Raw genomic sequence first — 11,877 nt, 5'->3', positions numbered from 1 at the left:
TTTTTCATCCCCCACTTCACATGCTCCAATTCTTGGAGCAGTAGTCTTACAGCACTTTAATATTTTTTAGAAAAACGTTGCTTGTTGGCAAGTCTTATGGAAAAAAACGCTGTCGTTTTTCCTATACTATAAACCTTTAAACTTTCCTATAGTATAATAAAAAAGCTTTACAACAGCCTTCCGTTAACAATAAATTTCTTGTCGGGAGGCTACTTTTGTAGGCATAACTAATGACTAAAGTAGTTTATTCTAGAAAAAAATTGCAATAAAAAGTCATAAAAGATCGCTTCAGTTGGTAATAATTGTCGATGGGAAGGGGTAATCACACCAACTGTTCGAGTAATATCGTTTTCAGCTAACGGAATGGCAACCGTAGAGCGTGGTGTATTATCAATTAACGTGACTTCTGGCATAAGCGCAATGCCAAGTCCTGCTGATACCAACCCCTTTAAAGCATCTGTGTCGTCTCCTTCAAAGCCAATAATAGGAGCAAAACCTTTGGTGTAACATGCTTCCTCAACCAGATTACGTAATACAAACCCTTCTGGCAAAACAATAAAAGGATCATCCTTTAGCTCCCTGAGACGAATGGAACTTCTATCTGCAAGTGGGTGGTGAAGGGGTAGTAATGCTACAATTCTTTCAGTAAATAATGCTTTTCGTTGAAATTTGTTATTTTCTTTAGGCAACGGACCAAGCAAAGCTAAATTAAAATCTCCATCTGTAAGCCCATGCATTAATTCAGGATAAAGTGCTTGCTTCAGGTTGAATTTTGCTTCTGGATATTCTGTTCGAAAGGCATGAATAACGGTAGGTAACATATAAGCAGCGAGACTAATTGGATAGGCGACGCGAATCGTACCTTTTTTGGGGTCTACATATTCTTCTACTTCCCTACTGGCATGATCAATAACGTTCATTGCCTGCTTCATCCGTTCGAAAAAGATTTTTCCTATAGGGGTTAACTTTATTTTTCTGTTTTCTCTAATGAATAAATCAGCGCCTAACTCAGATTCTAAATTGGCAATTTGTCTACTTACAGAAGATTGGGCAACATGTAGCGCAGTCGCGGCTTCTGTAACATGTTCTCTGGAAGCTACTTCCATGAAATAACGAATTTGCCTGAGTTCCATTTTGCCTCATTCTCCTTATTAATGCGTAAAACGCATTGATTTTATCGTTTCTTTATATTGATTCGATACTTTGTTTAATTATAGAATATTCCTTATAAGGAAATCTACTATTTTTGCACGATAGAAGCCAAGTTTTTCTGAAACGTTAAGAAACCATCATGGCATTCAAAGAGTTAGCGTCTTTCATGAACAAGTGTTTGCAGACAAGTTTTTATACGAAACTAAAACATCTTTAAGATTGTTAGCAAAAATGATAATTTTCACCATTTAAACTTGGCGATAGGCCATATCTTTCTAAAACATTATGACGGATAAGGGAATGACTTGAATGAAAACAGTTGACAAAATGGAATTTACGTACATGCAAAAAGCGAAAGAATATGTAGAAACTGTATACGAAACGGTGAAAATGCGTAACCCTCATCAAGAAGAATTTCAGCAAGCAGTAAAAGAAGTCTTAGCTTCCTTAACCCCAGTTTTGGCAAAGCATCCAGAATATATGAAACAGTCTATTCTTGAACGTATTGTAGAACCAGAGAGAATGGTTTCGTTTCGTGTACCTTGGATCGATGATGAAGGCAATGTTCAGGTAAACCGTGGGTACCGTGTCCAATTTAATAGTGCTCTTGGTCCTTATAAAGGTGGAATTCGTTTTCATCCTACGGTAAACGATAGTATTATTAAGTTTTTAGGTTTTGAACAAATTTTTAAGAACGCTTTAACTGGTCAGCCAATTGGTGGAGCAAAAGGAGGGGCGGACTTTGATCCTAAAGGAAAGTCTGATACTGAGATTATGCGCTTTACACAAAGTTTTATGACAGAACTTAGTAATTATATTGGACCAGATCAAGACGTACCTGCTGGAGATATCGGTGTTGGCCAAAGAGAGATTGGCTATATGTTTGGTCAGTATAAAAAAATGCGCGGAGGCTATCAGGCTGGTGTGTTGACCGGAAAAGGAGTAGGATATGGCGGTAGTTTAGCCCGTAAAGAAGCAACTGGGTATGGGACAGTTTATTTCTTGGACGCTATGCTTAAGGATAATGGCTTAAGCATTTCAGGGAGTAAAGCGGTTGTCTCTGGCTCAGGAAATGTTTCCATTTATGCAATGGAAAAATTAACCCAATTAGGTGCAAAGGTAATTGCTTGCAGTGATTCAGATGGTTGTATTTATGATGAACAAGGTATAAATTTGGCAACAGTAAAACATCTAAAAGAAGAAGGAAATTGCCGAATTCGTGATTATCTCAACGCCCATCCTAAAGCAACCTTTTATGAAGGGTGTACAGAAATTTGGTCTATCCCTTGTGATATTGCTTTACCATGCGCGACACAAAATGAAATTAATGAGCAAGCTGCTAAACAACTCGTTTCCAATGGAGTGAAAGCAGTAGGCGAAGGTGCAAATATGCCATCCACTTTAGAGGCGGTAGAAGTTTTCATGAATAACCAAATTTTATTTGCTCCTGCTAAAGCAGCAAATGCTGGTGGTGTAGCTGTATCTGCGTTGGAGATGGCGCAAAATAGTGCACGAATTGCATGGAGTTTTGATGAAGTGGATGAAAAATTACACCATATTATGCATACGATCTACAAAGCTTCAACGGAAGCGGCAGAGGAATATGGTGAGCCAAGAAACTTAGTTATGGGTGCGAATATTGCTGGTTTCAAGAGAGTTTCTGCTGCTATGATTTCACAAGGCGTCATTTAAATGAAAGAGTAACAAAATGCAGTGTACTATTAATACATTATTCGAGCTAATTTCTCTCTTGTAGCAAAACGAACGAAGTAATTTGCTACTTAAGTAGAACATACTATTTCAAGGACCTAATTATTGGGTCCTTTTTCCTTTATAAGATAAGGGTTGATAATTTTTCTTGTTGACTGTATAAATGCATATTAATCTTTCTTTGTAATAGCCCAATTAGTTTTTGCTACTTTGCGCAGACTTATTTACGTTCATTTAAATAATCGCTCATTTTCTTTATAAATAAAATTTATACAAAGTAAATGTTCGGAAAAAAATGAATTTAATATAAGAGCAAACGCGAACATTTATTGAAGCAGAAATGGAACGCACAATAAAAGCTTCTTGCGACATGTTTCATGCTGATTATGAAATTACGTTTACTCGAGGATATCCTACTCTCGTAAACCACCCACAAGAAACGGAATTTGTTGCCAACATAGCTAAACAAGTTCCTGAGATTAAAGAAGTAACCGAAACGAAAACGCCACCAATAATGGGGGGAGAAGATTTTTCTTATTACTTACAACATGTAAACGGTGCATTCTTTTTTACAGGAGCTAGTAATTCTAGCTGGGCTATGGCATACCCGCACCATCATCCAAAATTTGATATAGATGAGCGCGCTTTATTGCATGCAGCCAAAATATTAGGAGCTGCTACGTTACAATATATGGATTAAGTAGGGAGAAAAGGATAAGCGAGGGAGCTCCCTTCATTTTTCACTTTTGTATAGTAGGAAACGCGGCTTATAGTATTGCTCCCACAATACTTCCCTATAGTGCAAAAAAGACCAAAGGAGTAGACCTCTTTGGCCTTTACGGTTATTATTCAACGAGTAGAGCTGCTTGTAGGGTTTTTACATCTGACTTGCTTAAACCGATACCTTCATTAATATATTGGTCCACGGAACCAAATTTGCTCTCCACTTCATCAAAAAAGGCTTGTAAATATTCTCGCCTTGCCTCCAGCATTGCTTGCATAAAAGCTTGATTTACTTGGATAGATTCAGGTTGTAAATTTGCACGTAAGATATCAAGGAAGTTGTTTGTATATAAGTAATCTGCAAAGATGAGCTCTTGGGGGACATCTAGCGCATACAAAGTTAATGCTGCCATGACACCAGTTCTATCTTTTCCTGCCATACAATGAAATAATAGAGGCGATGTAGGATCACTAAGCAAGGTTGAAAAAAAAGCTTTATATACGTTTGTGTTTTTAGATACTTCTCGATAAAGCTTTTCTAATATTTTTCCTGGTTCTTGTGAATGATCGACGAATTTTTGTAAATCTTTAGGTTGTCGTACCATCTCCCTATCTATTTCTATTAAGGGCAAATGCTTTATGGCGACTCCTGAAAAGGAAGGCGTAGGGTAGTTTTTTACTTCGTCACTTCCTCGAAGGTCAAATATCGTCTTTAGGCCAGTTTGATTAATTTTTTCCATATCGTTCTTTGTGATATGTTGGAGATTACCTGAACGATATAGTATTCCATTTTTAACCTTTTTTCCTGAGAGGGTTTCATAACCACCTAAGTCACGAAAATTAAAACTTCCTTCTAAGTCAATCGTTCGTACTGGGATTTTTTTCACCATACGTACTCTCCCTGCCTCTCCGATAAATAATTTGTTTGTTAAAATTTTGATTTTGAACATGTGTCTATACTTGTATTGTCTGGGTGAATCATATAAAAGTCAAGGAGAGTTTATTCTATGAGAGGAAGAATGAAAGTGCGTGGGGAAAAGATATTCCCCACGTAAGGTAGTTGTTGATTAGTTACCTGGAGGGCGATTGCGCTTGTATTTGTTTTCCTGTTTCATATCATTTAGTTCTTGCTTACTTTTGTTTTTTGTTTTTGTCTTATCTTTAGCCATCGTGTAACCTCCTTTCCCATTAATGTGCTTCAAATGAAATAAATCATGTAACTATTATCCGTTTGCGGTGTGGTAACGCTAATGCTATAATTCAGAAAAATGCATTATTTGAATTGGGTATATTTTTGCTCATTTCTTTAAAAGTAAAACCAGAAAAATATATCAATGTATTGTTGTTAAAATGACTGGGGGAGAGATAAGTTGAAAGAGGATTTTTTTGTTGAGCAGTGGATGGACACTAAAGCCCTATCTATTTCTCCATCTACGCCTCTTGAAGTAGCATTTACTACGTTATGTAATCACGCTATTACTACTATACCGGTTGTAGCTGAAGGATGTATGCAAGGTGTTGTGTCAAGTTATGATTTATGGAAGTATATAAAAATAAAGGGTCAAAAAGAGTTAGTAGCTTCCATTATGAATAAGCATTATGCCACCGCTTTTATAGGCTCGTCGATGCATGATATTTATCAAACGCCTGCTTACGTCATTGATGGTAATACAGAAGAATTGCTTGGACAAATAACGGCAAAGGAGTTACTTGCTTTTCAAAAGTATATGCATCATGAGTTAACCCAAATAGACAATCTTATGCATTGGTATGAATTAATTTTTGATACGGCATATGAAGGATTGACGGTTGTTGATGATCAAGGGGTTATTCAGTTGTTTAATCAAGCATACAGCCGGTATGTTGGAGTAGCTAAAGAAGAGGCTTTAGGGAAGAAGGCAGATGACATCATCGAAAATACGAGATTACCTGTTGTGTTAAAAACAGGTATCCCAGAACGTAGTCAGGCCCATCGGTTACAAGGGCAAAATTTAGTCGTTCATCGAATTCCAATATGGAAAGATAATAAAATTATTGGTGCAGCCGGCATCCTTGTATATGAGGGAGTGTCGGAAATTTATGAAGTAATACAAAAGATGGATCAATTGGATAAAAATACACGTGTGGAAAATGCAACAACGGTATTAGAAAGTTCAACACTAGAAGTGGTTAAATTTGAGAATATTTTAGGTGATAGTAAAGCGCTTACTGAAGCGAAAAAAATGGCTCGAAAAGCTGCTGATTCAAGTGCGGCTGTATTATTAACAGGAGAAAGTGGGGTAGGTAAAGAGCAGTTTGCAAAAGCAATTCACGATGCGAGTGCTGCTAAAAATGGGCGGTTTATTAGCGTGAATTGTGCGGCTATTCCAGATGGATTAATGGAGTCTGAATTGTTTGGTTATGCAAAAGGCGCATTTACTGGTGCACATCGAGATGGGAAACCAGGAAAGTTTGAATTGGCACATGAAGGTACAATCTTTCTTGATGAAATTGGCGATATGCCTTTCAACATGCAAGCAAAAATTTTACGTGTGTTACAAGAAAAGAAAGTGGAACGAGTAGGAGACAGGAAAGCTATTGGTGTAAACTTCCGCTTGATTACGGCAACGAATAAAAATTTGCAGCAAATGGTCAAGGATGGAGAATTTCGCGAAGATTTATATTATCGACTCTATGTTATTCCTATTGATATACCGCCGTTACGAGAACGGTTGGAGGATTTACCGACTTTAATTGCCTATCAATTACAGCAGTTAGCTAAACGGTATAAACAAGAAGAAAAAACATTTGATCAACACGTATTGCAATGGATGAAACAGCACCATTGGCCAGGGAATGTTCGTGAGTTAATGAATATAATCGAGCGTTTATATGTGTTAACAGATGGACACCAGATAACATTTGATCATTTGCCTGCTTCGGTAAAGAAGACTTTTTTACAAACGGATTATCAATATAATCATTTGAAGAACGAACTTATAGAAGAAGTTACAAAACAAGAAGAAGAAATGATTGCGCAAACATTAAAACAAGTGCAAGGAAATAAAACAAAAGCTGCTGAAAAATTAGGTATGTCAAGGGCTACACTCTACAATAAGTTGGCTCGTTATAAATTGAACAATTTTTAACAGATGGTTGGTAAGATAGATCAAAGTCTATTTGTAAGATGAATAGGAGGTGCGGAATGACTATATCTATTGTAAAACCTCAATTAATACATGTAGATGATATAGCCAGAATTTGTGCAGAAGGCTGGAATATTAAGCGAAACGTACCAAAAACAAAATATAGCCTATTGGTATCACCCGGAAAAAGTTGCTCAGGATGTACAAACTGGTTCCTACTCCTATATAGCGTTAGATGGGACGAAAGTGGTTGGCGTTATTGGCGGGACTACGGGAGATGGCTGGGCTAAAATCTATGTTTTTTATGTAGATAGTTTGTATCGCTATTTGGGCATTGACAGTAAATTGCTGGAAACATTAACGGAACAACAAGTAGTGGAGGGGGGGGCGAAAGAGCAGTGGGTATAAGTACAAGAAGGAAATCAATTAGGAATTCCTTTTTATGAAGCACGAGGTTTAATCTATAAGCAGAAAAATACGACGGAAACGGAAACAAGTGAGCGACAAGTATCGCTTCGATATTACCGAAAAATTTAATCGGAGTTTACTATAAAGCAATGCTCCCCAGAAACGGGCTGAACTAATCGTTGCAATCCCTTTTTCGTTTAGAGTTGATACCCTTGAGGTCTTGCTGAACACTAATCAAACGATGGTATTTTTCATCATAAAGAATTGGCAATAAGCCAAGTTATTTAAAGAATAAGTTTTTGAAGTGTAAAAAATGTATCATTGTTTAAACAGTTAGACAGTTGTTCCATCGTTTGTTCATTCTATTCCCGGTTATCTAACACCACTAGATGGAACCAACTATAGACTTTTTGGTATAGAAACTTGACGATAAAACTTCTCTAGTCTTACTAAAATTTCAATTTTCACCTTTTGACAAATCTTAAAGATGAGTGTTTAAAGAAAAAGTCGCATTGTTCGGTCTGATTTTTATTTTTGTAATTTTATGATTTGGCATGTAATTTGCAATAAGAAACGGAAAGGGGGATAGGTAATGGAAAAGGTAAACTTTCATGATAAGGATTCTATATTTCCAAATAAAAAGTGGGTTCTTAAGAAAGATTCCACGAATCCTTTTGCGGAGGAAGAGGAACTGCTTATAGGGATGATCGAAAAGTTTGTAGCAGAGCAAGTAATGCCAAATTTAGATAAGTTGGAAGCGCATGATTATGAAGTTGCTCGTGAATTGTTTCGAGCGACTGGTGAATTAGGGCTGTTAGGTGCGGAAGTTCCTGAAGCTTATGGTGGTTTAGAAATGGGAAAGCGTACGGCTGGAATTATTGCTGAAAAAATGGGTTTTGGCGGATCATTTAGTGTATCTTTCAATATTCATACAGGCGTAGGTACGTTACCTTTTGTATATTTTGGGACTGAAAAACAAAAAGCCAGATATCTACCGAAGTTAGTTTCCGGTGAATGGGTTGGCGCCTATGCATTAACAGAACCAGATGCTGGGTCTGATGCATTATCTGCTAAGACGACAGCTAAAAAGGCAGTAGATGGTTCAGGCTGGACATTAAATGGAGAAAAGCAATGGATAACGAATGCGCATATAGCTCAAGTATATGTAGTGTTTGCTAATACTTCAGATGGCATTACTGCTTTTGTTGTCGAGCGTGATCAGCCAGGCTTATCAGTAGGACCTGAGGAAAAGAAGTTAGGTATTAAGGGATCTTCAACAGCGACTTTAATTTTAGAAGATGTTCGTTTGGAAGAAGAAGATATACTAGGTGAAGTTGGGAAAGGGCATAAAATTGCGCTGAATATTTTAAATCTAGCACGCTTAAAGCTAGCTTTTTCTAATATTGGAACTTCCAAACAAGCGTTACGCCTCGCCGTAGAATACGGGAAAGAACGTAAGCAGTTTAAACAGCCGATCATTCAGTTTGGGATGGTGCAAGAGAAATTAGCTAATATGGCGCTTGAAATATATGGAGCAGAAAGTGCAGCCTATTACACGGTGAATAGGCTAGACGAAATGGAGCAAGACAACAAAGGAGATATATTGGAAAGGTTATCGAATTATGCAATGGCTTGCTCGATTAATAAGGTAAAAGCTTCTGAAACGCTTGATTATGTCATCGACGAAGCTGTGCAAATCCATGGCGGATATGGGTATATGCAAGAATATGAGGTAGAGCGTATATATCGAGATGCGAGAATAAATCGAATTTTTGAAGGAACAAATGAAATTAATCGATTAACAACTGCTAAGGCGTTTTTAAAGCAGTATACAAAAGACTCATCTGTCATTTTATCCGTCGAGAAGGAAGAGAATATATTTATTCGCTATGCGAATCAACTATTAAGAACGGTTTTGAATGCGCTTTCCGAAACAGGTGAACTTCCACAGCTCGATCAATTTTATTTACATCGAATAGCTCTTATATTAGAAGATATTTATCTTATGCAAGCTACTGAGATCAAGGCTATGTTGGAGAAAGATTTACTATATATCAATCTAGCTGATGTCTTTTGTGAGGAAGCTTACCAACGAGTTGAAAAGCATACAATCGTTTTACTTGCTTCTATTTCAGAAGAAAATGAAACATACGAAGAGCGAATAAGGGAGGTACGTTCGTTACCTGTGCTATACACAAATATTATTGCAAAGAAACAGACCATTGCAAAAGAAATGATTAACCGTAATGGATTTTAAATGTTTTAGCAAGGAATGTCGAAGTATTACCTTAAAATATCGTATGGATCGTATGCGAAGTAGTAATGGAAAATAATTTCGTTACGTACAATGGGAACAAGGAGGAAGAATATGAAACGAATTGGGTTTATCGGCTTAGGAAATATGGGATTGCCAATGGCGATTGGTTTAGTAAAAGAAGGATATACCGTTACTGGATATGACATTAATGAACAGGCAGTCCTTTCATTGAAAGAGCAAGGAGGAGCAATTGCGACAACTATTGGGCAAATTCTCGTTTCTAGTGATGCCATTTTAACAAGTCTTCCATCGGTGAAAGCTGTCGAGGAAGTATATTTAGCTGCCGATGGATTAATTGAACAAGGGGATAAAACGAAAATACTTGTCGATACGAGCACCGTTTCTCCCGAATTGAACCAAATCATAGATCAAGCCTGTGCAGAGAAAGAAATTCCTTTTCTTGCTTCTCCCGTAAGTGGTGGTGTCATCGGTGCAGAACAGCAAACGTTAACCGTAATGGCGGGAGGAAGAAAAGCTATCTTTGAGCGTGTATTACCAATTTTTGAAGTGATTGGTGGCAATATTTTTCATGTTAATGAACAAATTGATAGCGGTACAACGGTGAAACTAATTAATAATTTGCTAATTGGATTTTATACAGCAGGTGTCAGTGAAGCTTTGCATATTGCTACGAAGAAAAATATTAATTTAGATGACTTATATTCTATGTTAAGTGTGAGTTACGGGCAAAGTCGTATTTATGAACGAAACTATAAGGCGTTTATTGCCAACAATGATTATGAACCTGGTTTTTCTTTGAAATTATTGCGTAAAGATTTAGAGTTTGCTATGGAAGCAGCAGAAAACACGCAATTAGATTTACCAATTAGCAGAACGTTATTATCTTTATATCAACAAGTGGAAAAAGAAGGATATGGAGATCAGGATATGGCTGTTCTTTATGAACGGGTAAAGGAACAGTCGGCTAAAAAGGAGGCTGAAAAATGATATCGCAAGAAGTAAAAGTGATGAAAAATTACATTGGAAATAGCTGGGTGACTTCATCTGGTGTAGAAAAACATGATATACCTAACCCAGCAACAGGTGAAATCATTGCCCAAGTTGTGCTATCAACGGAGGAGGACGTCGATCAAGCGGTAGCAGCAGCTAAAAATGCTTATAAGGATTGGGCGAATGTCCCTATTCCAAACCGTGCGCGTTATTTGTTTAATTATTTGCATTTATTAAAAGAGCATAAAGAAAGTTTGGCAAAAATTATTACATTGGAAAATGGGAAATCGTTAAGAGATGCAAGGGGAGAAGTGCAACGCGGAATAGAAGTAGTCGAATTAGCAACATCTGCTCCGAATTTAATGATGGGTGATGCATTGCCACAAATCGCAAGTGGCATAGATGGGTCTATCTGGCGTTATCCATTAGGGGTAGTGGCAGGAATCACACCATTTAATTTTCCGATGATGGTTCCGCTATGGATGTACCCGCTAGCTATCGCTTGTGGAAATACATTTGTTTTAAAGACGTCTGAACGCACCCCGATTTTGGCAGAACGGTTAGTTGAATTATTTTATGAAGCAGGTTTCCCTGAAGGTGTACTTAACCTCGTTCACGGAGGGAAAGAGGTTGTAAATCGGGTGTTGAAGCATCCGGATATTGAGGCAATTTCTTTTGTAGGATCAGAGCCAGTAGCTAAGCATGTATATCAGACAGGTACGGCGCACGGGAAACGGGTGCAAGCATTAGCAGGTGCGAAAAATCATGCTATCGTCATGCCTGATTGTAATTTAGAAAAAACAGTCCAAGGTGTCATTGGTGCTGCGTTTGGAAGCAGTGGAGAGCGTTGCATGGCCTGTTCGGTTGTCGCTGTTGTCGATGAGGTAGCAGATGCATTTTTGCATTTATTAACGGAAGAAACAAAAAAATTAAAGGCTGGAGATGGATTAGATGATTCAACATTTGTTGGTCCACTTATCAGGCAGTCTCACAAAGATAAAGTAGTTGGCTATATTGATCAAGGAGTAGAGGAAGGGGCTGAACTACTCATAGATGGAAGAACCATTGAAGAAGAAACGCCAGATGGCTACTATGTCGGTGCGACTATTTTTGATCATGTTACACCAGATATGAAGATTTGGCAGGATGAGATTTTTGCTCCTGTGTTAAGTGTAGTGAGAGTGAAGGATTTACAAGAAGGGATAGCGCTTACGAATAAATCGAGATTTGCAAATGGAGCGGTCATTTATACGTCAAGCGGAAAACATGCGCAAACGTTCCGTGACCAAATTGATGCAGGAATGGTCGGTGTGAACGTAAATGTTCCAGCTCCGATGGCATTTTTTGCTTTCGCAGGAAATAAAGCTTCTTTTTATGGTGATTTAGGAACGAACGGAAAAGACGGAGTGCAATTCTATACAAGAAAGAAAGTAGTAACGGAGCGTTGGTTCTAGGTTATTTAAAAACAGCCGAACAATTTAACCTATTGTT

The 11,877-nt window shown here is 37.7% G+C and carries 9 protein-coding genes; 7 read left to right on the top strand and 2 right to left on the bottom strand.

The genetic code is table 11. The annotated features are described in order from the left end of the window. Nucleotides 1-227: 227 nt before the first annotated feature. Nucleotides 228-1,133: a glutamate biosynthesis transcriptional regulator GltC gene (gene gltC, locus HLX49_RS00810; RefSeq protein ID WP_077702943.1), complete on the bottom strand. Its 906-nt coding sequence runs from the start codon at nucleotides 1,131-1,133 to the stop codon at nucleotides 228-230. Between the two features lie 328 nt (nucleotides 1,134-1,461). Between gltC and gdhA the strand changes: the two genes are divergently transcribed. Next, a complete protein-coding gene (gene gdhA / locus HLX49_RS00805; RefSeq protein WP_296360452.1) occupies nucleotides 1,462-2,844 on the top strand; it encodes an NADP-specific glutamate dehydrogenase in 1,383 nt (460 codons plus the stop codon). Between the two features lie 358 nt (nucleotides 2,845-3,202). Continuing rightward, nucleotides 3,203-3,562, top strand: a complete 360-nt coding sequence (locus HLX49_RS00800; RefSeq protein ID WP_296360450.1) for a M20/M25/M40 family metallo-hydrolase — start codon at nucleotides 3,203-3,205, stop codon at nucleotides 3,560-3,562. A gap of 145 nt (nucleotides 3,563-3,707) precedes the next feature. Here HLX49_RS00800 and HLX49_RS00795 read toward each other — a convergent pair whose 3' ends face one another. Then, nucleotides 3,708-4,475: a tyrosine-protein phosphatase gene (locus HLX49_RS00795; RefSeq protein ID WP_164085489.1), complete on the bottom strand. Its 768-nt coding sequence runs from the start codon at nucleotides 4,473-4,475 to the stop codon at nucleotides 3,708-3,710. Nucleotides 4,476-4,955: 480 nt separating this feature from the next. Here HLX49_RS00795 and HLX49_RS00790 point away from each other — a divergent pair, with 480 nt between their 5' ends. The 5 genes from HLX49_RS00790 (at nucleotide 4,956) to HLX49_RS00770 (ending at nucleotide 11,840) form a co-directional block, all read left to right on the top strand. Next, entirely contained in the window at nucleotides 4,956-6,713 is a 1,758-nt protein-coding gene (locus HLX49_RS00790; RefSeq protein ID WP_296360448.1) for a sigma 54-interacting transcriptional regulator, read from the top strand. Nucleotides 6,714-6,827: 114 nt separating this feature from the next. Next, the gene (locus HLX49_RS00785) at nucleotides 6,828-7,118 is read left to right on the top strand and encodes a GNAT family N-acetyltransferase (protein ID WP_237342712.1); all 291 of its coding nucleotides are present in this window, start codon (nucleotides 6,828-6,830) and stop codon (nucleotides 7,116-7,118) included. 592 nt (nucleotides 7,119-7,710) lie between these two features. After that, nucleotides 7,711-9,375, top strand: coding sequence for an acyl-CoA dehydrogenase family protein (locus HLX49_RS00780; RefSeq protein WP_296360446.1), 1,665 nt, complete (start codon nucleotides 7,711-7,713; stop codon nucleotides 9,373-9,375). Between the two features lie 111 nt (nucleotides 9,376-9,486). Then, a complete protein-coding gene (locus tag HLX49_RS00775) occupies nucleotides 9,487-10,383 on the top strand; it encodes an NAD(P)-dependent oxidoreductase (RefSeq protein WP_296360444.1) in 897 nt (298 codons plus the stop codon). After that, on the top strand, nucleotides 10,380-11,840 hold the full coding sequence (locus HLX49_RS00770) for a CoA-acylating methylmalonate-semialdehyde dehydrogenase (protein WP_077702950.1): 1,461 nt from the start codon (nucleotides 10,380-10,382) through the stop codon (nucleotides 11,838-11,840). Before HLX49_RS00775 ends, HLX49_RS00770 begins: the two co-directional genes overlap by 4 nt. Nucleotides 11,841-11,877: the final 37 nt, after the last annotated feature.

Source organism: Virgibacillus sp., assembly GCF_013393565.1.
In the GTDB taxonomy this organism is placed as follows: Bacteria; Bacillota; Bacilli; order Bacillales; family Amphibacillaceae; genus Virgibacillus; species Virgibacillus dokdonensis.
The sequence above is the reverse complement of the archived record's forward strand: the minus strand, read 5'-3'. Positions and strand labels throughout refer to the sequence as shown.